This window comes from Agromyces kandeliae (genome assembly GCF_009674665.1).
In the GTDB taxonomy this organism is placed as follows: Bacteria; Actinomycetota; Actinomycetes; order Actinomycetales; family Microbacteriaceae; genus Agromyces; species Agromyces kandeliae.
This window is the reverse complement of the sequence record NZ_WKJD01000002.1, coordinates 88,849-112,881: the sequence shown is the minus strand read 5'-3', so window position 1 is coordinate 112,881 and position 24,033 is coordinate 88,849. Positions and strand designations below refer to the sequence as shown.

Genomic DNA, 24,033 nt, shown 5'->3' with positions numbered 1-24,033 from the left:
CGCGCGCGGCTCAGTCCCGGGAGGCCGGCTCCAGGGCCGTGCCGGTGTCGTCGACGTACTGCTGGTGCAGGTGCACCGGCTCCGCCGGCTTCTCGCCCGCGCGCGTGCGCCTGCGCGCCGCGGCGGCGAGGTTCAGCGCCTCGACGAAGATGGCGAAGGCCATCGGCACGTAGATCAGGGCCTTGTCGATCTTGACGCCGAAGCCGTCCGCGACGAGGAACACGCCGATGAGCAGGAGGAACGACAGGGCGAGCATCTTCACCGTGGGGTGCCGGTTGACGAACGCGAAGATGTAGCGCGCCGCGAACAGCATGATGCCGAACGAGAGCACCACGACCGTGATGATGACGATCATGTTCTCGGTCATGCCGACCGCCGTGATCACGGAGTCCAGGGAGAACACGACGTCGAGCGCGAGGATCTGGGCGATCACGGCACCGAAGGTCGCCGTGCCGGCTCCGGTCGTGTGCTCCTCGTCGCCCTCGAGCTTGTGGTGGATCTCCGAGACGGCCTTGTAGACCAGGAAGACGCCGCCCGCGATGAGGATCAGGTCGCGGCCGGAGAAGCCCATCCCCCAGAGGGTGAAGAGGTCCTCCTTCAGCGTGATGATCCAGCCGGCCGCGAAGACGAGGCCCACGCGCATGAGCATGGCGAGCGTGAGCCCGAGGTTCCGCGCCCGCGCCTGCTGCTCGACCGGCAGCTTCGCGGCGAGGATCGAGATGAAGATCACGTTGTCGACGCCGAGCACGACTTCGAGCACGAACAGGGTCAGGAACACGGCCAACAGGTCGGGCGTGAACTCGAGGGAGAAGTCCATGCGCCCATTCTCGCCGAACCGCGGCCGAGTCTATGCCGGGTGGCGCATGGGAGTCAGTCGAGATCGCGCACCTCGCCGTCGAGCGAGAGCGGCGGGATCGCGGTCCCGAGCGGGTGGCGCATCCAGACCTGCCGGGTGCGGCGATGCTCGTCTCGTGTGCTGAAGCGGTAGAGCTCGGTGCGGGCCCGGACCGACCGCGGTCGCTCGCCGCCGAAGGGGTCGTGCGCGAGCAGGCGCAGCGTGGCGGCATCCGCCTCGAGCAGCCGCTCGAGGAACCTGAGGAACCACGGCTCCTCGAGGCGGCCGAGCGGGAGGAACCACATGAGCCAGTCGAGCCGCAGGTGGTACGGCGCGAACTGGCGCGGGATCCGCCTCGCATCGCCGGGCTTGCCCTTGAAGCCGTATTCCGACCACTCCGCGGCCGGGTCCCGCGGGTCGTCCCTCGTGCCCTCGACCACGACCTCGACCCGCTGCCTGGTCACCGACCCGAAGGCGCCGTATGCGTTGACCAGCATGTACCGGTCGAAGCTCGCGTTCATCAGCTGCCGCTTCGAGAACAGGTTCCTGAGCGGATGGCGGCTGAGCCAGAGGACGAACGCGGTGACGAGCAGCACGATCGCGATCCACCACGGCGGGCTCGCGGCATCCGCCGGCGCCTCGATCGCGTCGAGCGGGAGCCAGGGCAGGACCCATTGCACGGCTCCGTCGCCGACCGCCCCGAAGGCGAGCACGATCGTGATCCAGTTCAGCCATGCGAAGTTCCCGGTGATCACGAGCCACAGCTGCGTGCCGATGACGATCGCGGCCGCGATCGTGCGCACGGGCTGCGGTGCGAACAGCAGGAAGGGCACGACCAGCTGGGCCGTGTGGTTCCCCACCACCTCGAGCCGGTGGAACCACCTCGGCAGGAGGTGCGCCTGCCGGCTGAGCGGCCCGGGCATCGGCTGCGTCTCGTGGTGGTAGTAGAGGGCGGTGAGGTCGCGCCACGCCCGATCGCCGCGGATCTTGATCATGCCCGCGCCGAACTCGAGCCGGAACACGAGCCACCAGACGAGCACGATGGTCGGGAGCGGCGGGGGCACCTCCCGAGACCCGAGGAACGCGACGAGGAACCCGGCCTCGCAGAGCAGCATCTCCCACCCGAAGCCGTAGAACGTCTGGCCGACGCTCACGATCGAGAGGTAGAGCGACCACATCGCGAGGAAGGCGAGCATCGGCACCCAGGGCGGGCCGAGCTGCGGCAGGCCGACGACGACGGATGCCGCGAGCACCATGCCGACGGCGCAGACGGCGACCAGCCGGGAGTCGCTGTAGGCCCACCGTCGGAAGATCGTCGGACCGAGGAACCCGCGTCGGCGGGTGCGCGTCAGCCGCCCGACCGGCTCGCCGGCGCGCTCGGCGCGCTCGCGGACGCGCCGCTCCGCGTCGTCGACCGCACGCAACAGGCTCGGAACCGGTAGGAGGCCGTGCTCCCCGAGCAACGGGCGGAACTGGTTCAGCGTCGAGAGGAAGGCGACCAGGAAGAGCGCGGCGATGCCGCGCTGGAGGACCTCGCGCGCGAGGTCGGCATCGCGGGCGTCGAACCAGGCGAACCAGGCGGACCAGTCCACGTCGTCACGCTAGCCCGCACGGGCGCGGCGACCCGGGCCGAACGGCCCCTCAGTCGGGGGGATTCGCGGGGTCGACGGTCTCGATCATCTCCTCCTCGACCTCGTTGTCGGCCTCGAGGTCGTCGGCATCCGGGGCGGGCTCCGGGCCGGTGTCGCCGACACCGCCGGCGGCCGTCTGCTCGGCGTCCTCGGCCTCGCGCTCCGCCGCGCGGTCGCCGGGGAACGCGGCCCCGAGGCCGACCGTGTTGATCGTGCCGGTGAGGTCGGGGCTGTCGGGGTTGAGGTCCCCGGCGGGTCCGAGTCGGTCCTTCGCCTCCCACGGGTTCAGCGGGTCGCCGTTCATGTCGTTCTCCTCCCGGCTGGTGCTGCGCCGGATCGCGGTCGCGCATCGCGGTCCGTCACCTCAACGTTCCTCCCGGAGCCGGGGCGAGTCAACGGGTTGCGGCGGCGTGGTGGGACGGCGCGCAGCAGCGCCCCGGGGCCGAGGCTCCGGGGCGCTGCACGGGCGGTGCGGGTCAGGCGACGAGGGCGACGCCCGCGTTCCAGCCGACCTTCTCCTGGACGGCGAGCGTGAGCTGCAGGAACCCGACCGACTCGAGCTCGCGTGCGCGCGACAGCGCGCCCGCGTCGACCGCGTTCACTCCTCCGGCGCGGACGACGTCGAGGAGTGCCCGCTTGGCCAGCTCGTCGTCGCCGGCGACCAGGACGGTCGTGGGCTGGGCGCCCCCGACGGTCTTCGCGGCGAGCGTGGCGGCGAAGTTCGTGTTGAAGGCCTTGAGCACGCGCGACTCGGGCAGCGCCGCGGCGATCACCGCGGCGGCCGACCCGTCTGCCGGGACCACGAGGGAGTCGAAGGTCTCGAAGTTCAGGGGGTTCGTGATGTCGACCACGACCTTGCCGGCGAGCTGCTCGCGCCGCGCCTCGATGATCTCGGCGACGGCGGGGTAGGGGACGGCGAGGACGACGATGTCGCCCGAGACCGGCTCGGCCGCGTCGCGACCCACGTACTCGACGGTGTTGCCCCCGGCCGCCACGATGCCGCCGATGGCGGTGCCCATGTTGCCGTTCCCGATGATGCTGACGGTCGTCATGATGTCCTTCCCGCGCCATCCGACGCGTTTACTTGTTGCGACAACCAACACGATAGGGCAAATCAGTTGTCGTGTCAACCAATGTGCGACAATGGAGTCATGACGGATGACACGCGCTGGCTCGACACCGAGGAATCGGCCGCCTGGGTGCGTCTCGTCGCGCTCACCGAACTCCTCCCCGGCGTGCTCGACCAGCAGCTCCTGCAGGACGTGCAGCTCACCCACTTCGAGTACGCCGCGCTGATGGCGCTCGCCGCCGCCCCGGAGCGGACGATGCGGATGACGGCGCTCGCCGCGCGCACGAACGCCACGCTCCCTCGGCTCTCCCACGTCGCACGTCGACTCGAGGAACGCGGGCTGATCCGTCGGTTCCCCTGCCCGACCGATCGCCGCGCGACCAACGCCACGATCACCGACGCCGGGCTCGAGCTCATCGACGACGCGGCACCCGGCCACGTCGAGACCGTGCGCCAGTACGTGCTGGACGCGCTCTCGCCCGAGCAGCTGAGGCAGCTCTACGAGATCGCCGGCGCGGTGCTCGGTCGCCTCGATCCCGACGAGCGGCTCACCGCCACCGCCTGCCAGTTCAGCGAGGGCCCCGCGATCGCACGCGCCGGCTGAGCAGCGCCGTCGCCGGGCTCGGCGGAGCGCCCCCGTACGAGGGTCGTGGCCAGGAACGCGCGTCGCTAGCATGAGCAGCATCCTGACCCGAGGGACGGCCCACGGCCCCCCGGATCACCTGTGCTCGGGAGGCCCCGATGAACGTGGTTCGATCACTTGGTACGGTTGCGGCGGTTTCCGCGGCACTCATGCTCGGAATCGGGGCGACGGCGTTGAGCGCTGCCGGCACCGGCGACGAGACGCTCCGGCTGCATCTCGGCAGCGACGGCACCCGATTCGTGTACAGCAACGACGGCGATCCGATCACCCAGACCATCACGGCCCAGAAGAACTGCCGGATCACGGTGAACGGCCCGCTCGCCGCCATCGGCGGCAGCGACCAGGGTCCCGGCATGAAGGACGGGTCGATCGGCATCAAGTCGGGCGGCTCCACGGGAGTGCCGTGCTCTCGCGTCGATGCCACCGAGGACCTGACGGTGAGCCTCGAGGGCGTACCCGATGCCGTGTTCGCCTCGCTCGACCTCGAGTTCAAGGGCTCCGTCCAGGTCGACGTCATCGTGTCGAAGGCAGGCACCGAGGTCGACACCTTCCAGGTCCGCGCCGGTGGCGGCATCGTGCCAGGGGAGGGCGTCGACGGCAGCACGACCGCGCCGTTCACCGCGACCGCGACCGCCGCACAGCCGATCGCCAATTGCCGCAACGCCTCCGACGCGGGTCCGGATGCCGGCCCGCTCGACAACTGCTACCTGACGATCGAGCCGTCGGGGTCGTTCGATGCCGTGACCTTCGCCCCGCTGAGCGGCGAGATGTCGCTCGAGGGCAGCTCCGACTTCGGCAACGACCCGGCGTTCGACACGATCTTCACGCTCGAGGGGTTCACCGGCGAGCTCGGGTGCACCGCGGAGAACAGCACCGCGACGATCGATCAGGGCACCGTCTACGGCACGTTCACGCGACTCGAGAACACCGACGGATCCGACTGCGTGCTCAAGCCCTACACGCTCACCGCCGATGTCGGGGCGGGCACGCTCAGCTTCGTGCCGGTCGACGTCGATCCCCCGCAGCCCGCCGCGTACCGGGGCACGGTGAAGTTCGCTCCGCAGAACTCGTCCAACCCGTTCACGAGCCACCTGGAGTACGACCAGGACGACGACGGCCCGCTGGACTTCGTCTACATGCCCTGGTGCACCGGCGACCCGTTCGCGACACCGGATTCGCCCGGCTCGATCGACACCTCGGTGATCCCGACCGGTCACACCTGGTGCATCGTCTCGGAGGGCACCACGATCTACTCAGCGACGCAGACGCGCACCGCATGGGACGTCGTCGGAATCGGCGACCCGAAGATGCGCTGACCGGTCCGGCCGGACGGGTCACCCCCGGAGGTTCGGCGTGGTGCTCACCACGCCGAGCTCACCGAGGAGTCGCTCCGCCTCGGCGCGGATCGGCTCCGCCGCCGCCGGGTCCTCGATGAGGTCGGCCTCGATGAGCTGGAGCTGGGCCACCTCGAAGGCCAGACCCTGCTCGCGTGCCTGGGCCAGCCCGCCTGAGACCGCCTCGCGGGCCTCCGCAGTGCGACCGAGCGCGGCCAGTGCCAGTGCCCGCGTCCGCGCGATGGTGCTGCCGTAGAGCTCGGCCTCGCCGCCGGCCCCGTGCTCGGTCTCGGCCAGCGTGTCGAGCGCGTCCTCCGGCCTCCCGGCGAGCACGAGCCCATGTGCGACGAGGATCCCGGCCTCGATCGCCGACTGGACCTGCCCGGTCCGCACCGCCTCGGCGCGAATGACGACCATGCGCTCCATCGCCCCGTCGTCGCCCCGGAGCAGCTGCAACCGCGCCAGCTGGATCTCGGCGAAGATCGCGGCATCCACCAGGCCGTGCGCGCGCAGCACGCGAACCGAGGGGACGAGCACGTCCTCGGCCTCGTCGAACCTCGCCTGGCTGACGAGCACCTCGCCGATGTTCGCACCGCAGGTCGCCGCCTCCGCCTCGTTCCCGGCACGGAGGAACGCGTCCCGGGCGCGGGCGTAGAACCCCACGGCGTCCTCCCACTTCCCCTGCCAGTACGCCTGTCCCCCGAGGTTGTTCGTCACGACCGCCGTGCCGGGCAGGTCGCCGAGTTCCTCGTAGATCGCGAGGGCGCGCTCGCCGTAGACCGCCTTCGAGGACTGCCCCAGCATCACGTACGCCGCGTCGAGCACCTGGTACGAACGTGCCAGGGCCTCCCGCTCGCCCGACGCCTCGGCCTCCACCATCGCCTGCTCGGCGAGGCGCACCGCGGCGGGCATGTGCTCCTGCAGCTGCCGGATCTGGGCGTTCAGGGCGTTCAGCCGGGCGGTCGCACGGAGCGCCTCGGCGCTCCCGATCTCCGCGACGAGGTGGCGACCGATCGTGAGGTCTCGATAGGCGGTGACGTAGGACCCCGTGCGCGCCCGCGCGCGGGCTCGCTTGAGCAGGACGTCGGCGGAGCGGATGGGATCCTCCCGGACGAGGCGGGACGCCTGCCGGTACGCCTCGACGGACTGCTCGAAGAGGCCGGCCAGCTCGAGCACGTCGCCGAGGGCCTCCGAGACGTCGGCGACCTGCGCCGGCGCGAGATCCGGCACGTACCGCGAGGCGTTCAGGGCGCGCCGGTAGAAGGTCGCGGCTTCGAGGTTCGCGTAGATCTCCTTGGCGCGTTCCCCCGCCTCGCGCGAGGACGCCCACGCCTCCGGCCACCGATGCGCCTCGGAGTAGTGGATCGACAGGAGCTCCACCTGGCCCGAGGGATGATCAGCGGACGACCCGGCGATGGCGTCGCCCACGTGCGCGTGCAGTTCCCGGCGGGTCTTGAACGGCAGGCCGGCGTACGCGACGTCCCGGATCAGGCTGTGCTGGAACTGCACCCACCCGCTCGCGTCGACGGAGAGGAAGCCGCCGAGGCGCCGCAGCGTCTTCACCTGGCGGCTCGGCTCCGCCGCGGCGCTGCCGAGGACGGCCGGGATGTGCTCCTGCCGGAAGCCGGTGCCCAGCACCGCGAGACGTCTGAGGAGGTTCCGGTCGGCGGGCGGGAGTCGGTCGATGCGAGCGCCGATGAGGCCCTCGACGGATTGCGGGAGGTAGTCGACCGCGGCATCCGCACGCAGGACCTGGAGCAGTTCGAGCAGGAACAGCGGGCTGCCCTCGGCCCGCGCGGCGAGCGTGTCCACCTGGCTGGGCAGCAGCGGGGTGCCGGCGGTGGCACGCTGGATGAGCTCCCTCGCATGGGCGATGTCGAGCGGCTGGAGTTCGACGTGCGTGACCACCGCGCTGTCGACCGGGACGTAGCCCTGGCCGCCGGGCTGGCGACTGACGATGATCAGCCAGGGCATGGGCTCGATCCCCGAGATGAGCGCCGTGAGCAGTTCCCCGGATGCCTCGTCCATCCACTGCCCCTCCTCGATGAGGAAGAGGGTGGGCCGATCGTTGGTGGCGCGGAGGAGCGTCGACACCGCGGAGCGCGTGCGCTGCGGACGGAACTGGTCGTCCAGCTGGGCGACCTCGGGCGACTCGGGCAGCGTGAGCCCGAGCGGCGTGGCGATCAGGGCCAGCCACGGCAGGAGGTCGGGGGCGCGTGTCCGCACGAGTTCGGCGAGGGCGTCCGCGGTCGCCTCGGGATCGAGGCCCTCGAGCCCCCAGGCCGATCGGAGCAGGGTGCGGAACGGGAAGTACGGCGTCGCGGTCTGGTAGAGCCGGCACTCGGCGGTGATCACGCGATCCGGTTGCGTCGTCTCGAGCAGTTCGTGCAGGAGCCGGGACTTGCCCATCCCGACGTCGGCGGTGACGTCCACGACCCCGCCGCGGCCCGCTCGCGCGTCGGCCCACGCACCGGTGAGGAGCGCGAGTTCCGCATCGCGGCCGACCAGGGGCGTGCTCGCGGCCCGCCCCGCGATGCGGCTGCCCTCGGGGTCGCCGACCGAAAGTGCCTGGATCGGCTTCTGCTTGCCCTTGACCGTGAACGGCTCGGGCGCGCGGACCTCGAAGGTCGTCCGCGACCCGTCCACCACGTCTCGCGTGGCGTACACCTCGCCGAGGGGCGCCTTGTCCATGATGCGGGCGGCGAGGTTCACCGCGTCGCCCATGATCGTGTACGTGCGCCGGTAGGCGGGCCCGACCGCTCCCGCGAAGACGTGTCCCCAGCTGATGCCGATCTGCACCGGCAACTCGGCGGGTGCGCCGACGCGGATGTCCCGGGCGGCGAGGAGCATCTGCTCCTCGTTGTTGCCGGCGGTGTCGGGCACGCCGGCCGTGAGGATGATCTTGCCGCCGTCTGGGGCGATGTCGGTGGCGAGGAACGTCACGCCGTGCGCGTCGGCGTGCTGCTGGACTTCGGTGACCAGCTCGTCGAGGACCGAGGCGGCGTGGTCCGGGTCGTCGGCGACCAATCGGTCGAAGTCGACGTAGTGCAGGAATGCGATGGCGGCCGGCCGGTGCTCCGGATCGATGGTGCCGCTCAGCAGCGTCTGCCGGAGTCCGACGGGGATGAACTGCTCGAGGTCGACCGTCGGGGTCCGGGCTGCGAGGAACCCCGACTGCTCGACGTGCGGGGCCCGCCTCAGCAGCCGGCCGGGCCCCCGGGCGGCGCCGACGCACGCACGGGGCAGCAGTCCCGCGGTCTCCGGGCTGAGCATGATCTGGGAGGCCGAGGCGGCGCCCTCCATCTGCACGGTGCGCGTCGCGGCCGGGCCCGCGACGATGAACTCGCGGTGCGACCCGCCGACGAGGAAGAAGTCGAACGTACCGCTGTGGATCCCCACCGACATCCGCAGCGACACCGTGCCCGCGCTCGTCGCGAACCCGTCGATCCGGCGCAGCTCGGCGCGCATGTCGTGGGCCGCGGCCGCCGCACGCAGGTGGTGGTCCTCGCCGGTGAAGAGCAGCAGCTGCGCGTCGCCGCCGAACTTCAGCAGGTTGGCGCCGAACGCGTAGGCGGCCGGGAGGAGTCGATCGAAGGTGCCGTCGATCACCTCCGTGACCTCCTCGGCACCGACGTTGCCGTGCCGGGCGAGGCGCTCGGACATGCGCGTGAAGCCCGAGATGTCGACGAGCACCATGGTGCCCTCGACCGCCTGGTGCAATCGCCCCGGCGTCTCCTCGTCCCAGTAGCGCACGAGGCGCGGCACGTAGGGCTGGAGCACACCGGTCGTGTCGGTGTCCGATGCATCGGCGGCGGAGGGATTCATCGCCGCGTCACCGGACCGTGCTCGGCGGCGGACGCATCCACGCGCACGGAGCATCGCACCGCGTGGATGTCGAGGAACACGATGCCTCCTTCGCATCGGGGGATGCCTCCCGTGAACTCAATCTAGGCCACGACCCCGCACGCTGCCGTGAGCAGCGCTGCCGTGAGCCGCATCCGCCCCACCGCCGCGCCGCGCGGCGCAGGCTGGGCGCATGACCGATCGAGAGACCCCACCCGTCCAGCCCATCGACGCCGAACTGGCCAGGCGGCTCTTCCACGAGCGCATCATCGTGCTCGGCGACGAGCTCGACCAGGCCGGCGGCAACCGCATCTGCGCGCAGCTCGTCGCGCTCGCCGCCGACGACCCGCGTCGCGACATCCGCTTCTGGGTGAACTCGCCAGGCGGGTCGGTTCCCGCGATGCTCGCGATCCACGACGTGATGCGCGCGATCCCGAACGACGTCGCCACGATCGCGATCGGCATGGCCGCGAGCGCCGGGCAGTTCCTGCTCACCGCCGGCACGCCCGGCAAGCGCGCGGCGCTCCCCCACTCGCGGATCCTGCTGCACCAGGGCTCCGCGGGGATCGGCGGCACGGCGGTCGACGTCGAGCTCCAGGCCGACGACCTCCGGCACACGCGCGACACCGTCCTCGGCCTGATCGCGCGCTACACCGGCCGACCCGTCGAGCGCGTCCGCGAGGACTCGCTCCGCGACCGCTGGTACACCGCCGACGCCGCCGTCGACTACGGGTTCATCGACCACGTGACCGAGCGGCTCGACGAGCTGTTCCCGCTCGAGCCGCGCGCCGTCGCGGGCCTGGGGGTGTCGGCATGACCTCCTACACGATCCCCTACGTGGTCGAGAAGCGCGGCGGCGTCGAGCGCTCGCTCGACGTGTACAGTCGGCTGCTCTCCGAGCGCATCGTCTACCTCGGCACCGAGATCGACGACGGCGTCGCGAACGTCCTGATCGCGCAGCTCCTCCACCTGGCCTCCGACTCGAGCGAGTCGCCGATCAGCCTCTACGTGAACTCGCCCGGCGGCTCGCCGAGCGCGGCACTCGCGGTGTACGACACGATGCGGCACATCAGGCCGGATGTCGCGACGACGTGCGTGGGACGCGCCGGCGGTCCGGCCGCGGTGCTGCTCGCGGGCGGCGCACCCGGCCGGCGCTCGATGCTCCCGCACAGCACCGTGACGCTGCACCAGCCGTCCACCCAGGGCCGCGGCACCGTGCCCGACCTGATCCTGCACGCCGACGAGGTGCTCCGCGTCCGCGCGGAACTCGAGGCGGCGCTCGCCGCCGACACCGGGCGTTCGCCGCAGGCCATCCGCGTGGACACCGACCGCGACCTGATCCTCCCGGCGCAGGCGGCGGTCGACTACGGCCTCGCCGACCACGTGCTCGCCGCGCACGTCGCGGTCCCTGCCCCGGCCTGACCCACCCGGGGCGTCGAGATGACGCGAACGGCGCTTCCGGCGCCCGGCGAGCGCGATTCGCGTCATCTCGGCGGACCGGGTGACGGGGGCGAGGCGTCAGGCGACGAGGAGGTAGGCGTCGACGGGGGCGATCGGGGTGACGAGGGCGGCGAGGGTGGCATGTGCGGCCCGGGGGTCGGGTGCGACCGGTGCGACCGGTGCGACCGGCGCGACGGGGAGGGCCGTCCCGGCGGGAGCGCTGTGCCGGTGCTCGCCCCGCACGGGCCCGCGCACCGCGAGTCGGCCGGCGACCCGGCCCACGACGTCGACGAGCTCCAGGCCGAGCGCGTCGGCGACCGCGCCGAGCACCTCGGACGAGGCCTCCTTCCGGCCCCGCTCGACCTCGGACAGGTACTGCGGCGACACGCCCGCCGTTCGGGCGACCTCGGTCAGGATGCGCTCCTGCTCGCGGCGCTCGTCCCGGAGCACGTCGCCGAGCACATCGCGCCACAGCGGCCTCGTCCCTCGCGCCCGACCGGCAGCGGCACCAGGGAACTCGATCGTCTCGCCCATGAGCCGAGGCTACGCACGCGGCCGCGCGCACGACAGGGCGATCCGCTCTCAGCAGAACAGCGTCGCCGCGCGTCGCGCAGCGAGGGGTGAGGCGCCTACGCCGTCTCGTACGTGAGGCAGTCGGCGTCGACCGCCCCCGGCCCGACGCGCACCGCCGTCGCGGTGCACTCGAGCGCCTCGTTGTGCACGCACTCGGACCGCTGGCACGCGCCGACGTGCGTCACGACCTTGTCGAGGCCGCCCTTGGTGCCGAGCGGGATGAACGTCGCGCACTCGGCGTCGCCGACGCTGCCCGCGATCGTGACCGCGGCGGCATGGCAATGGGAGTGGTCGTTGTAGGAACACCCGGACACCGAGCACTCGGTGACGGCGGGCAGTTCGTCGAGGGTCATGCTCACGGCGACCTCCTCAGGCGGTTCCGACCGGCAGGTGCGGGCGATGCTACTCCCGCGCTGCCCGGACGGCCAGCCCCGTCGTGCGTGTCCGACCGGCCGGGCGGGATCGGCGTCTCAGAGCAGCCAGGGGTCGATGCCGGGATCGTCCGCCCGAGGGGGGTCGGCGAGCGCGGGTGGCGGCGTCGTGCGGCTCCGCACCCGCGCGGTCATCCACCCGCGCACGATGCCCGACGCCCCGGCCGCACCCGCGCCGAGACGGACGAACTCTCGGGCGGCGGGACCGGTGGGGACGTCCTTCGGCAGCGAGGCCGACGCGACGATCCACCCGGGCATCCCGAGGATGCCCAGCACGCGCGCGAGGCGCTCCGACTCGAACACGCTGTCGGGGTCGAGCGTCTCCGCGAGCACCGCCTCCAGCTCCTCCGCCGCGTCCGGCTCGCCGGCCGCGGCCGCGAACGCCGCGGCGTGCTCGGCGCCGAAGGGCTGGTCGAGCACCTCCTCGTCAGCGCCGGGCTCGCGCGACGGATCGCTCGAGTAGCGACCGAGCTCGTCGCGGCCGTCCCACGCGGCGAGCACGAGCTGGCGGTCCACGAGGACGCGCAGCGCGAACGCGGGAGCCTGCAGTGACTCGGCGATCGCGGCGCCCGCGTCGAGCACGCCGCGGCGGCCCGCCGCGACCGCGCGATCGCCGGGCACCGCGATCGCGACGACCCAGCCGACCGACGGGGGTGCGAGCCACCCCGTGAACGCGAACTCCTGGAGCGCCGCCTGCACGGCGTCGCGCGATGCCGCCGAGGCCGGCACGAGCAGCGCGGCATACGTGTCGCCGCCGGGCTGGTCGGACTCGCCGGGAACTCCGGGGACGGGGAGGGTCATGCCCCGATCATCCCGCAGCGGGGGCGTCGCCGTCAGCCCCGCGGGCGGACCGATCGACTCGGTCGGCCACGAGCTCGAGCACGAGCGCCTGCTCCGGGGCGAGCAGCGGCATCGGCAGCCCGACCTCGGCGAGCACGCGTCCGGGCAGGCGGACCGCGCCGTCCGCGAACCACGGCGGGTCGGTGTCCTGTATCGTCCGGACGGGCCCGAGGTCGACGCGCCGCACGAGGTACTCGGCGTCGGGGTCGAGCCCCGGCATCCGCACGGCCGGCGGCAGCGCGGCGACTGGCGTGCCGACGACGGCGATCGACACGACGGCGTGGCGGCGGTCGGGCGCGACGACGCCGTGCACGACCTGGGCGGGATCGGCGGCATCCGCGCGGACCACGCGGCCGCCGTGCAGCAGGCTGCGGAGCCGGCGATGGGTCGCGGTCCACGCGGCCACCGCGTCGAGCTCCGCATCGGTCGCCGTCGCGAGGTTCCACTCGATGCCCGCGCTGCCGAACAGCGCCGTCGCGAGCCGGAAGGAGAGGTCGGACGCGCGCCCCGTCGTATGCGCGCGTTCGGCGCCGAGGTGGGATCCAAGGTACTCGGGCGGCACCAGCACCCCCGTGTACCGCTGGATCGGCTGGCGCTCCAGCGGATCGTTCGTGTCGCTCGTCCAGACCCGGTCCGTGCGCTCCAGGATGCCGAGGTCGATGCGCGCCCCGCCGGATGCGCACGACTCGATCTCGACGCCGGGGTGCGCCGCCCGCAGCCGGTCGATGAGCGCGTAGAGGGCGGTGGTCTGCGCGTGCGCCGAACCGCCGAGCAGGTCGCGGTTGTGGTCCCACTTCAGGTAGCGGATGTCGTGCGCCGCGAGCAGCGCGTCGAGCGCCGCGAACACGTGGTCGGCCGCGCCGGGGGCGGTCAGGTCGAGCACGCGCTGCCAGCGCCATTCGGGGTCGCCCGGTCGGCCGAGCACCCAGTCCGGATGCGCGCGGGCGACCTCCGAGTCGGCGCTGACCATCTCGGGCTCGACCCACAGGCCGAACTCCATGCCCGCCGACGCGACCCGCTCGATGAGCGGCCCGAGCCCGTCGGGCCAGACCGACGGGTCGACCGTCCAGTCGCCGAGCGCGCGGCGATCGTCGCGCCGCCCGAGGAACCATCCGTCGTCGAGCACGAACCGCTCGACGCCGACCCGCCGGGCGGCGTCGATGAGCGGTTCCAGCCGCTCGAGCGACTGGTCGAAGTAGACCGCCTCCCAGGTGTTGAGGGTGACCGGGCGCGGGCGCCCCGCGATCGTCGACCAGGAGCGGATCCACGGGTGCAGGCGATCGGAGAGGCCGTCGAGGCCCGTCGTCGAGTGCACGGCGACGACCCACGGCGAGGTCGTCGCCTCGCCGGGCCCGAGGACCACCTCGCCCGGGGCGAGCAGTTCGCCACCGCCGAGCGTCGCCGCGCCGAGCGCGCTGCGCTCCGCCCAGGCCTCGGTGTCGCCCGACCATGCGACGTGCGTCGCCCACGCCTCGCCGTGCCCGAACCCGAAGCCGGGCGTGCCGACGACGAGCAGGAACGCGTCGTCGTGCCCGCCGCGACCGTGTCGGGACTCGCGGGCGTGCACCCCGTGGTCGAGCGATCGGCGGATCGGGCGCCGCTCCCGCGCCCAGAGCCCGCTGAAGTCGAGCAGCTCGCTCGCCCTGGCGGGCACGGGGAGGATCGTCGCGAGCCGTGCGACGGCGAGCGGGCCTTCGCCGCGGTTGGCCACGCGATGCCGGATCCGCAGCACGCCCTCGGGCGTGAGCTCGAGCCGCGACGAGACGGCCACGCGGGCGTCGTCGTCGACGACCTCGAAGGTGATCGTGCCGCCCGCGGCATCGGTCGACGAATGCGCCGCGACCGAGTCGGCGTCAAGCCGGAACCGGGGCGCGCGGAGCGCGTCCGCCCCGAGCGGGCCGTCCGCCGCGGCAGGGTCGCGGGCGAACTGCACGCCCGGTCGCCCGGACCAGCCCTCGCCGATGGTGGGGACGAGGCTGAGCCGAAGCGGGGTGTCGATCGACGACGGCGGAACGGCCGGCACGGACGCTGCGGCGAGCGCGCCGAGCGCATCCGGCGCGAGCGCTCCGAGGTCGCTCCCCCAGTGCAGCACCGCGGGCACGGCCGCGCCGCGGGCGTCGACGATGAGGCTGACGCCCGCGGCACGGAGGTGATGGATCACGGCGTGAGGTTACTCCGCGACCGGGATGGACTGGGCCTCGAGCGCATCGATGGTCGACGCCTGCCCCTTCTCGAGCGCTTCCACGAGCGTGCTGCTGCCGGAGGCGGCGCCCTTGAACCCGTCGGAGACGTCGGCGTACACCTGCGTCATCGTCGGGCCCCACACGAAGTCGGGGTCGACCTGCGTCGACGCCTCGGCGAACACGTCGTAGATCGCCTGGCCGCCGTAGAACTCGACGCCCGCGGTGAGGGTGGGCAGCTCGAGGCCGGCCTTCGTGGCCGGGTAGATCGCGGCCTGCTCGTTGAGGATGGTGAGCGCCTCATCCGAGGTGTTCAGCCAGAGCGCGAACTTCGCCGCCTCGTAGAGGTGGTCGGTGCCCTTGAAGACCGCGATCGACGAGCCGCCCCAGTTGCCGGCGGCGGCGTCGCCCGACGCCCACTGCGGGGCGAGCGCGACCGACCAGTTCCCGGCGGTGTCGGGCGCACCCGATGCGATCGAGTTGGCGCCCCAGACGGCGGAGTTCCAGGTCCAGACCTCGCCCGAGTTGTAGGCGTTGTTCCACTCGTCGGTCCACGCGGGGTAGGTCGAGACGAGGTCGTTCTCGATGAGGTCCTGCCAGTACTCGGCGACCTGGACCGAGGCGTCGCTCGTCAGCTCGACGTCCCACGCGTCGCCGTCGTTGGCGAACCACTCGCCGCCGGCCTGCCAGACGAAGCCGGCGAACTGGTTGATGTCGGTCTGCGAGAAGTTCGTGATGTAGCCGCCCTGCTCGCGGATCGCCTCCGCGGCCGTGCGGTACTCGTCCCACGTGGTCGGCACGTCGATGCCGTTCTGCTCGAAAAGGTCGCTGCGGTAGAACAGCGCCATCGGGCCCTGGTCCTGCGGGATCCCGTAGGCCTCGTCATCGGTGCCGAGCGAGACCTGGCCCCACGTCCAGTCGAGGAACTGGTCCTGCGCAGCCACGACGTCCTCGCACACGGCGAGGTTCTCGAGGCCGTCCTGCACGCGGAAGTTCGGCAGGGCGTCGTACTCGATCTGGCCGAGGTCGGGCGCATTGCCGGCCTCGAGCTGGTTGAAGAAGTTCTGGTAGGTGCCCGAGTTGCCGTTCGGACCGGTCTGCACCTCGACCTGGATGTCGGGGTTCTCGTCGTTCCAGGCCGCGACGGCGTCCTCGATGCCCGGGATCCAGCTGGTGAACTCGAGCGTGACGTCCTCGCCGGCGGGCTCGCACGAGGCGGCGTCGCCGCTCGACGACGCGTCGCCTGCGGCGCATCCGGTCAGCGCGAGTGCGGCGGAGGTGAGCAGGGCTGCGGTGACCGCTCGTTTCGTGTGTCGCATGGTTTCCTCTTCTCGGTGGGGGTGTGCACCCGGATGCCTCCGGGCGGGGTGCCTACTTCAGGGAGCCGGAGCCGAGGCCCGTGCGCCAGTAGCGCTGAAGCAGCAGGAACGTGATGATCAACGGGATGATCGAGAGCAGCGAGCCGACGAGCACGTACGTGCGCAGCTCGGGGAACTGGTTGATGGTCGAGTTCCACGCGTAGAGGCCGTAGGTGACCGGGAACAGCTCCTCGCTGCGCAGCATGATGAGCGGCAGGAAGAAGTTGTTCCAGATGGTGACGAACTGGAACAGGAACACGGTCACGAGCGCGGGGAACATGAGCCGGATCGACACGGTGAAGAACGTGCGGAGCTCCCCAGCGCCATCCAGCCGGCTCGCCTCGAGCAGTTCGTCGGGCACGGATGCCTCGGCGAACACCCGCGAGAGGTAGACGCCGAACGGGCTCACGACGCTCGGCAGGAACACCGCCCAGAACGTGTCGGTGAGCTGCACGCGGCTGAACAGCAGGAACAGCGGCAGTGCGAGCGCGGTGGCCGGCACGAGCACGCCGCCGAGCACCACGTTGAAGATCGTCTCGCGACCCGGGAAGCGGTACTTCGCGAGGGCGTACCCGCACATGGCCGCGAGCACCGTCGCGACGACCGCTCCGAGCCCGGCGTAGAGCAGGCTGTTGAGGATCCACCGCAGGTAGACGCCGTTCCGGTAGTCGAACAGCGCGCCGATGTTCTCGAACAGCTGGAAGTCGGCGAACCAGAGGGGGTTGGTGCTGAAGAGCTGACCGCGGTCCTTCGTCGAGGCCACGAGCAGCCACCAGATTGGCACCAGGAAGTAGAACGTGAAGACGGCCATCACGATCATGGCGCCCGTGCGCGAGAACAGGCTCTCGCGGGGACCGCGTCCGCGGGTGGCACCGGGGTGGGCGTCGCCGCGCCGCCCGATTCCGCGGGGGTTCACCGCGGGCGAGGCCGAGGTGGCCTCGGGTTCGATGGCGGTGCTCATGCGTCCACCCCCTTCCGTCGGGCGAATCGCAGGAATGCGAACGAGAGGATGAACGTCGCCAGTGCGAGCACGACCGAGAACGCCGCGGCGAGCGACACGTTCGGAACCGCGCTCGTCGCGTAGATCGTCATGTTCGGCGTGTAGGTGCTCGTGACGGCCGAGCTGAACGACCGGAAGGTCTGCGGCTCGGCGAGCAGCTGGAGCGTGCCGATGATCGACAGCACCGCGGTGAGCACGAGCGCCGGGCGCACGAGCGGGATCTTGATCGACCAGGCGATGCGGGCCTGGCCCGCGCCGTCGATGCGGGCGGCCTCGTAGACCTCCTGCGGGATGGCCAGCAGGGTCGAGTAGATGATCAGCATGTTGTAGCCGACGAACACCCACGTCACGACGTTCGCGATGGCCCAGAGGACGAAGTCGGCGGAGAGCAGGTCGACGCGGCTCGTGAGCGCCTCGAACGGCGAGAGGTTCGGCGAGTAGAGGAAGCCCCACATGATCGCCGCGATGACGCCCGGCACCGCGTACGGGGCGAAGAAGGCGAGCCGGAAGAACTTCTTGCCGCGGACCAGCGGAGAGTCGAGCAGGAGCGCGAACAGCAGCGCGAGCCCGAGCATGACCGGCACCTGGACGACGCCGAAGAGCAGGACCCGGCCGACCGAGGACCAGAACGCCTCGTTCTGGAACACGAGCGCGTACTGCTGGAAGCCTCCGAAGACCTCCGTCGCGGCGCCGTAGGTGCCCTCGCGCTCGACGACGAGCATCGACTGCCAGATCGCCACGCCGATCGGCACGAGGTAGAACAGCGCGAACATCGCCGCGAACGGCGCGACGAACGCGACGATCGCCCAGGGATGCTGCACCCGGCGGCGCCTGGCCGTCCGGGTCGTCCCGGCACCGCCGCGCGCTGCGGTGCGCACGCCGGTCGGGGTGGTCATGGGTGCGGTCATGCCGCTCCCTCCTCTCTGATCACGCGGACCGTGCCGCCGGGCACCGAGAGGCGCCCGTCGACGACGGATCCGGTCACGAGCTCGGTGCCGTGAACGTCGACGTCGGCGTCGTCGGCTCCGTGGTTGACGACGAACAGGTACGCCCGTCCGTCGGCGGATCGGCGGGTCACCTCGACCTCGGCGGATGCGCCGGGCACGGGTGCCACCCCCGCGCCCTCGAGCGCTCGCCCGACGAGGGATCGCAGGTCGTCGCGCCCGAGCATCGTCCCGACGTACCACGCGTCGCCGGCGCCGTCGGCGCCCGCACGGCGGGTCACGGCGGGTCGACCGGCGGCGGGCCCGTCGGCGAACCGGTCGAGCACCGCGGCATCCGTCGCCTCGAGCCGCTCGGCCCACAGCGTCGCGGCGGCGCCGGACTCGAGGGCGATCGGCGTGCCGGGCAGCACCGGCGCGAACTCCTCGACGCGCACGCCGAGCAGGTCGCGCCACGCGCCGGGGTAGCCGCCGGGGCGCACGCGGTCGTGCTCGTCGACGATGCCGCTGTAGAAGGTCACGAGGGCGTGGGTGCCGGATGCCACGGCCTCGTCGAGCGCTGCGGCATCCGCATCGGAGACGAGGTAGAGGCCCGGGGCCACGACGAGCCGGTAGCCCGCGAGGTCGGCGCCCGGGCGGACGACGTCGACGGTGACGCCGAGGTCGTGGAGCGCTCCGTGGAGGGCGTGCACCTGGTCGAGGTACTCGATGGCGTGCGTGGGGCGGTTCTCGGCGTCGGAGGCCCACCAGGACTCCCACGAGAACAGCAGCGCCACGTCGGCGTGCACGCGCGTGCCGGCCACCTCGTCGAGTGCGCCGACGATCCGCCCGAGCTCGACGACCTCGCGCCACAGGTCGGTGTCGGTGCCGGCGTGCGGGACGAGCGCCGAGTGGAACTTCTCGGAGCCCTGCAGCGAGGCGCGCCACTGGAAGAAGCACACCGCGTCGGCGCCGCGTGCGACGTGCGACAGCGAGTTGCGGAGCAGTTGGCCCGGCTCCTTCGCGAGGTTCACGGGCTGCCAGTTGACCGAGCCCGTCGAGTGCTCCATGAGCAGCCACGGCTCGCCGCCCGCGAGGCCGCGGGTGAGGTCGGCCGCGAAGGCGAGTTCGCCCCGGGGCTCGCTCAGGCGGTGGTCGAGGTAGTGGTCGTTCGCGATCACGTCCATCTCGGGCGCCCACGACCAGTAGTCGAGGTCGCGGATGTGCGCGGTGACCATGAAGTTCGTCGTGATCGGCAGGGCGCTGTGCCGGCGGATCGCGTCGGCCTCGGCGCGGTAGTGGTCCAGCAGTTCGTCGGAGCCGAATCGGTGGAAGTCGAGCACCTGCCCGGGGTTGCGGCTGGAGATCGTGAGCCTCGGCGTGAGGATCTCGTCCCAGTCGGTGTAGCGCTGGCTCCAGAAGCTCGTGCCCCACGCCCGGTTGAGCTCGTCGATGGTGCCGTATCGAGCGCGCAGCCAGCGCCGGAACGCCAGAGTGCTCTCGTCGCAGTGGCACAGGGCGTTGTGGCATCCGAGCTCGTTGGACACGTGCCAGAGCTCGACGGCCGGGTGCTCGCCGTAGCGCTCGGCGACCGCCTCGACGAGCGCGAGCGCGTACCGGCGGAAGACCGGGGAGCTCGGGCACCATGCCTGTCGCCCGCCGGGGTACCGGGTGGTGCCGTCCTCCACGACGGGGAGGATCTCGGGGTGGCGCGCGGTGAGCCACGGCGGCGGCGACGAGGTGCCGGTGCCGAGGTTGACCCGGATGCCTGCGGCGTGGAGCAGCTCGATCACCTCGTCGAGCGCGGCGAAGTCCAAGGCACCGTCGGGGCCCTGGAGGGCGGCCCAGCCGAAGACGTTGATCGCGACGAGGTCGACCCCCGCATCGCGCATCAGCGCGACGTCCTCGCGCCAGACGGCCGGTTCCCACTGCTCGGGGTTGTAGTCGCATCCGAACGCGATGCCCTGGTGCTGGAAGCGGGGGCGGGCGGCGGCGGGTGCAGGCTCGGCCTGCAGCGGCGGGATCGGCGCCAGCGTCGTCGCGGGGTGGTCCACGGTGCTCCCGGTGATCGTCGTTGATTCTGTGAACGTGCACAGATCTGGCCGAGCGAGTCATCGAGGCGATTTCTGTGAACGTACACAGAGTGGCTCGCCGCCTCCCCGATGTCAACACCCCTCAGCGCTACAGTGAGTCGCATGACGACGAAGCCGACGCGCTCCAAGCGGGCCACCGTGCACGACGTCGCCCTCGAGGCAGGCGTCTCGCGCGGCACCGTGAGCCGGTACGTCAACGGCGAGCGCTACGTCTCCGCGGCCGCGCGCGAGGCGATCGAGGCGGCGATCGCGAAGGTCGGGTACGTGCCGAACACGGCGGCGCGCAACCTCGTCATGCAGCGCACCCAGGCCGTCGGCTTCATCGTCCACGAGCCCCACTCCCTGTTCGTCGAGGACCCGAACATCGGCGAGATCCTGCTCGGCGCCAACACCCGGCTGTCGGAGGCCGACCACCAGATGGCCGTGCTGATCGTCGACACCGAGCGCGACACGGATCGGGTCGCGCGATACCTCTCCGGCGGGCTCGTCGACGGCGTGATCATCGTCTCGGCGCGCGCCGACGATCCGGTCACCCGAGTGGTCGACCGACTCCGACTCCCCGCCGCGTACGTCGGCCACCCGCCGGGAGCCGCGGGCTCCGCCTCGTTCGTCGTCATCGACAACGTCGGCGCCGCCGCGTCCATCACCCGCAGGCTGATGGAGACGGGGCGCCGCCGCATCGGGATGATCGCCGCGGCGCTCGACCGCGACTCCGGCGCCGACCGGCTCTCGGGCTTCCGGGAGGCGCTCGGCGACGCGTTCGACGAAGCCCTCGTCGAACCCGTGCCGCTCTACTCGTACTCCGCCGGTCGCGACGGCATGCGGCGGCTGCTCGATCGCGCCCCCGACCTCGACGGCGTCTTCGCGGCATCCGACGCGGTCGCAGCGGGCGCGATCGAGGCGATCAAGGAGTCGGGGCGCAGCGTGCCCGACGACATCGGCGTGGTCGGGTTCGACGACAGCGCCTGGGCGCAGCGCACGACGCCCGCGCTCTCGACGGTGCGTCAGCCCGCCGCCGGACTCGGCGCCGAGGCGGCCCGCCTCGTGCTCGCGCGCCTCCGCGGCGACGAGCCGGCGACCGAGGTGCGACTCGACTGCGACATCGTCTGGCGCGGCTCCGCCTGAGCCCGCGCATCCGGAACCCGCGCGTGCGCGAGCGACGCACGAGCGCGTCAGCGCAGCGCGTCAGCGCAGCGCGTCAGCGCAGCGCGTCGGCGATCGGCGTCGCTCCGCGGTTGAACCGGATGGTGCGGCCGACCGTCGCCGGTTCGACGAGCGTCGCGGCGACGGTCGCCGCGACGTCGGCCCGATCCACGTCGGAGCTCTGTTCGGCGGTCGCGTCGATGCTCCCCGTGCCGGGTCCGTCGGCGAGCGTGGACGGCCCGAGGATGGTGTAGTCGAGCCCCGACGCGCGGAGGTGCTCGTCGGCATCGGCCTTCGCGTCGGCGTAGTGGCGGAACGCGCTGTCGGCTGGCACCCGGTGGTCGACGCGCGACCCGAAGTACGACACCATCACGTATCGGCTGACGCCCGCCTGCGCCGCGGCGTCCATCGAGCGGACCGCCGCGTCGTGGTCGACCGCGCGCGTGCGCGCCGGGTCGCCGCCGCCTGCGCCCGCCGACCAGACGACCGCGTCGTGCCCTGCGATCAGCTCGGCGAGCCCCGCGACGTCGAGGGACTCGACGTCCGCCACGACCGGGTTCGCTCCGGTCGCGCCGACCTCCTCGGCGTGCTCGGGATTGCGGATGACCGAGTCGACCTCGTCGCCGCGGTCCGCGAGGATCCGTGCGAGCTGCAACGCGACCCGTCCGTGACCACCGATGACCAGCACCTTCGCCATGACCAGCCTCCTCGCCGTTCGACACCTCAACGCTACCGAGGGATCCCTCGGCGGACCACCGTCGGATCCCGGTCGGGCGGATGCTGGCGCGCACGTCCGTCCGCGGGCCAGAATGAGGGAACGGACACACGGAGGTGCGCATGTCGGTCGAAACGGTGCTCTGGGGGGCCATCTTCGGGATCATGGCGGTCGGCGGGGTCGGCCTCGCGGCCTGCCTGTGGGTGTTCGCGCGCGCACCGAAGCAGTGACGCCCCACGACGCCGTCCCCGGGGCGCCGACGCGCCGATGACGACGCTGCGGAGCGCCGGGGTGCTGCTCCACCGCCGCACGCCCGGACTCGAGGTCTTCATCGCGCACATGGGCGGGCCGTTCTGGGCCGGTCGGCACGAGCGCGCCTGGTCGATGCCCAAGGGCATCATCGACCCCGGCGAGGACCCGCGGGACGCGGCGTTCCGCGAGTTCGCCGAGGAGGTCGGAGTGCCCGCGCCCGACGTCGACTACGTCGACCTCGGCACCGTCCGGGCGTCGGCCAAGAAGGTGCTGCACGTCTTCGCGGGCGAGGCGCCGGGCTTCGAGCTCGACGAGCTCCGCCCCGGCACCTTCGAGCTGGAGTGGCCGCTGCGATCGGGACGGACCGAGACGTTCCCCGAGATCGACGACGCCCGCTGGGTCCCGGTCGACGAGGCGCGCGCGCTCCTGGTCAAGGGGCAGGTCGCGGCGCTCGATCGGCTCGAGGGCGAGGCGTAGCGCGGCCGTCCGGACGGCGCACCGCGCGGATGCCGCGGCTCACGCCGTCGGCGCCGGGCTCGACTCGCCGGCGGCCGGCCTCCGGCGCCGGAGGTGCAGGTGCTTGCGCTCGTCGAGGGATGGATCGGGCGCATCCCACACCTTCACGATCGCCCAGCCGACCGCCGTGAGCGGCACGGCGAGCACGGCCCCGGCGATGCCGCCGAGGATCGTGCCCGCGGTGAGGGCGATGAGGACGACGAGCGGGTGCAGCTTGAGCGACTGGGCCATGACCACGGGCTGGAGCAGGTCGCCCTCGAGCTGGTTCACGGCGATCACGATCGCGACGACGATGAGGGCGACGATCGGGCCGTTCGCCACGAGTGCGACGAGGGCGGCGAGGATGCCGGCGACCGTCGCCCCGACGAGCGGGATGAACGCCGTGAGGAACACGATGACCGCGAGCGGCAGCGCGAGCGGCACCTGCAGGATCGCGAGCCCGATCCCGATCGCGACCGCATCGACGAAGGCGACGATGGCGGTGCCGCGGATGTAGCCGCCCAGGACCTTGACCGACGTCTCGCCGACGCGGCGTCCGCGCTCGAGGCGCTCGCCCGTGAACGGCCGCATGAAGAACGCCCAGATCCGATCGCCGTCCTTGAGGAAGAAGAACAGCACGACGAGCATCAGCACGAGGCCGGTGACGAACTCCGTCGCCTGCGACACGCCGGTCAATGCGCTCTGGCCGAACTCCGCGCTCGTGACGAAGTCGAGGATGCCGTCGCGCCACTCGTCGAGCTGCGCCTGGTCGACCGGGATGGGCAGGGTCTGGACCCAGTCGACGAGGTCCTCGAAGCCCGCGACCGCCGAGTCCGCGAGGTCGTCCCACTGCGAGCGCACGGCGAACACGATGGCCGTGACGATCCCGCCGAGCACGAGGATGCCGCCGAGGAGCGCCGTCCACGCGGCGAGGATGGGCGGCATCCCGCGGCGGAGCCACGCGATCAGCGGGCTCGCCGCCGCCGCGAGGATGAGCGCGATGAGGACGGGGATCACGATGAGGGTGACCCGGGTGAGCGCCCAGACCGCGAGCGCCCCGAGCGCGATGACGATGAGCACCTGGAGGCTGCGGATCGACCACCGGCCGAGCCGGTCGTTCCAGATCGGCCCGCCCGCGCCGCCGCGCGCCCGTTCGGGGTCCGTGGGCGGACCGGGGTCGGGATCGCGTGCGGGTCGGCGTCGGAGGACCATGGCTCGACCCTAGGCGCGGCACGCGC

At 72.2% G+C, this 24,033-nt stretch carries 21 protein-coding genes; 6 read left to right on the top strand and 15 right to left on the bottom strand.

The window, feature by feature from the left end; translation table 11 throughout:
* Window positions 1-10: 10 nt before the first annotated feature.
* The 4 genes from GJR97_RS00575 to GJR97_RS00560 all read right to left on the bottom strand — a co-directional run bounded on the left by GJR97_RS00575 (window position 11) and on the right by GJR97_RS00560 (window position 3,518).
* Window positions 11-817: a TerC family protein gene (locus GJR97_RS00575; protein WP_154344614.1), complete on the bottom strand. Its 807-nt coding sequence runs from the start codon at window positions 815-817 to the stop codon at window positions 11-13.
* 53 nt (window positions 818-870) lie between these two features.
* On the bottom strand, window positions 871-2,427 hold the full coding sequence (locus GJR97_RS00570; protein ID WP_324612934.1) for a lipase maturation factor family protein: 1,557 nt from the start codon (window positions 2,425-2,427) through the stop codon (window positions 871-873).
* A 49-nt stretch (window positions 2,428-2,476) separates the two neighbouring features.
* A complete protein-coding gene (locus tag GJR97_RS00565; protein WP_154344613.1) occupies window positions 2,477-2,770 on the bottom strand; it encodes a hypothetical protein in 294 nt (97 codons plus the stop codon).
* A 172-nt stretch (window positions 2,771-2,942) separates the two neighbouring features.
* Entirely contained in the window at window positions 2,943-3,518 is a 576-nt protein-coding gene (locus GJR97_RS00560) for an NADPH-dependent F420 reductase (protein ID WP_154344612.1), read from the bottom strand.
* A 99-nt stretch (window positions 3,519-3,617) separates the two neighbouring features.
* Between GJR97_RS00560 and GJR97_RS00555 the strand changes: the two genes are divergently transcribed.
* Both GJR97_RS00555 and GJR97_RS00550 read left to right on the top strand, forming a co-directional pair.
* Window positions 3,618-4,139 carry a MarR family winged helix-turn-helix transcriptional regulator gene (locus GJR97_RS00555; RefSeq protein WP_154344611.1) on the top strand — a complete coding sequence of 174 codons (522 nt, stop codon included), beginning with the start codon at window positions 3,618-3,620 and terminating at the stop codon, window positions 4,137-4,139.
* Window positions 4,140-4,351: 212 nt separating this feature from the next.
* Window positions 4,352-5,494: a hypothetical protein gene (locus GJR97_RS00550; RefSeq protein WP_154344610.1), complete on the top strand. Its 1,143-nt coding sequence runs from the start codon at window positions 4,352-4,354 to the stop codon at window positions 5,492-5,494.
* 18 nt (window positions 5,495-5,512) lie between these two features.
* On the opposite strand, the gene GJR97_RS00545 is transcribed toward GJR97_RS00550, so the two are convergent.
* On the bottom strand, window positions 5,513-9,337 hold the full coding sequence (locus tag GJR97_RS00545; RefSeq protein ID WP_195760568.1) for an adenylate/guanylate cyclase domain-containing protein: 3,825 nt from the start codon (window positions 9,335-9,337) through the stop codon (window positions 5,513-5,515).
* A gap of 211 nt (window positions 9,338-9,548) precedes the next feature.
* On the opposite strand from GJR97_RS00545, the gene GJR97_RS00540 reads away from it, so the two are divergent.
* The gene (locus GJR97_RS00540; protein ID WP_154344608.1) at window positions 9,549-10,172 is read left to right on the top strand and encodes a ClpP family protease; all 624 of its coding nucleotides are present in this window, start codon (window positions 9,549-9,551) and stop codon (window positions 10,170-10,172) included.
* Entirely contained in the window at window positions 10,169-10,777 is a 609-nt protein-coding gene (locus tag GJR97_RS00535) for a ClpP family protease (RefSeq protein ID WP_154344607.1), read from the top strand. The genes GJR97_RS00540 and GJR97_RS00535 overlap by 4 nt, the downstream gene beginning before the upstream one ends.
* 96 nt (window positions 10,778-10,873) lie before the next feature.
* On the opposite strand, the gene GJR97_RS00530 is transcribed toward GJR97_RS00535, so the two are convergent.
* The 8 genes from GJR97_RS00530 to GJR97_RS00495 form a co-directional block, all read right to left on the bottom strand.
* A complete protein-coding gene (locus GJR97_RS00530) occupies window positions 10,874-11,329 on the bottom strand; it encodes a helix-turn-helix domain-containing protein (RefSeq protein WP_154344606.1) in 456 nt (151 codons plus the stop codon).
* A gap of 95 nt (window positions 11,330-11,424) precedes the next feature.
* Entirely contained in the window at window positions 11,425-11,721 is a 297-nt protein-coding gene (locus GJR97_RS00525; protein ID WP_154344662.1) for a DUF1540 domain-containing protein, read from the bottom strand.
* 117 nt (window positions 11,722-11,838) lie between these two features.
* Complete coding sequence (locus tag GJR97_RS00520; RefSeq protein WP_154344605.1) at window positions 11,839-12,600, bottom strand: hypothetical protein; 762 nt, start codon at window positions 12,598-12,600, stop codon at window positions 11,839-11,841.
* A 7-nt stretch (window positions 12,601-12,607) separates the two neighbouring features.
* Window positions 12,608-14,800 carry an alpha-galactosidase gene (locus GJR97_RS00515; protein WP_324612933.1) on the bottom strand — a complete coding sequence of 731 codons (2,193 nt, stop codon included), beginning with the start codon at window positions 14,798-14,800 and terminating at the stop codon, window positions 12,608-12,610.
* A gap of 9 nt (window positions 14,801-14,809) precedes the next feature.
* Window positions 14,810-16,138 (bottom strand): ABC transporter substrate-binding protein, encoded by a 1,329-nt coding sequence (locus tag GJR97_RS00510; protein WP_154344604.1) that lies wholly within the window; start codon window positions 16,136-16,138, stop codon window positions 14,810-14,812.
* Window positions 16,139-16,190: 52 nt separating this feature from the next.
* Complete coding sequence (locus GJR97_RS00505) at window positions 16,191-17,138, bottom strand: carbohydrate ABC transporter permease (RefSeq protein ID WP_407643560.1); 948 nt, start codon at window positions 17,136-17,138, stop codon at window positions 16,191-16,193.
* Window positions 17,135-18,085 carry a carbohydrate ABC transporter permease gene (locus GJR97_RS00500; protein WP_229275873.1) on the bottom strand — a complete coding sequence of 317 codons (951 nt, stop codon included), beginning with the start codon at window positions 18,083-18,085 and terminating at the stop codon, window positions 17,135-17,137. Before GJR97_RS00500 ends, GJR97_RS00505 begins: the two co-directional genes overlap by 4 nt.
* On the bottom strand, window positions 18,082-20,112 hold the full coding sequence (locus tag GJR97_RS00495; RefSeq protein ID WP_154344659.1) for a beta-galactosidase: 2,031 nt from the start codon (window positions 20,110-20,112) through the stop codon (window positions 18,082-18,084). Before GJR97_RS00495 ends, GJR97_RS00500 begins: the two co-directional genes overlap by 4 nt.
* 180 nt (window positions 20,113-20,292) lie before the next feature.
* Here GJR97_RS00495 and GJR97_RS00490 point away from each other — a divergent pair, with 180 nt between their 5' ends.
* Window positions 20,293-21,315, top strand: a complete 1,023-nt coding sequence (locus GJR97_RS00490) for a LacI family DNA-binding transcriptional regulator (protein WP_154344603.1) — start codon at window positions 20,293-20,295, stop codon at window positions 21,313-21,315.
* Between the two features lie 73 nt (window positions 21,316-21,388).
* Here the strand turns inward: GJR97_RS00490 and GJR97_RS00485 are convergent, their stop codons facing one another.
* Complete coding sequence (locus GJR97_RS00485; RefSeq protein ID WP_154344602.1) at window positions 21,389-22,030, bottom strand: SDR family oxidoreductase; 642 nt, start codon at window positions 22,028-22,030, stop codon at window positions 21,389-21,391.
* A 285-nt stretch (window positions 22,031-22,315) separates the two neighbouring features.
* Here GJR97_RS00485 and GJR97_RS00480 point away from each other — a divergent pair, with 285 nt between their 5' ends.
* Entirely contained in the window at window positions 22,316-22,777 is a 462-nt protein-coding gene (locus tag GJR97_RS00480) for an NUDIX domain-containing protein (protein ID WP_154344601.1), read from the top strand.
* Between the two features lie 39 nt (window positions 22,778-22,816).
* On the opposite strand, the gene GJR97_RS00475 is transcribed toward GJR97_RS00480, so the two are convergent.
* On the bottom strand, window positions 22,817-24,007 hold the full coding sequence (locus GJR97_RS00475; RefSeq protein WP_154344600.1) for an AI-2E family transporter: 1,191 nt from the start codon (window positions 24,005-24,007) through the stop codon (window positions 22,817-22,819).
* Between the last annotated feature and the right edge of the window lie 26 nt (window positions 24,008-24,033).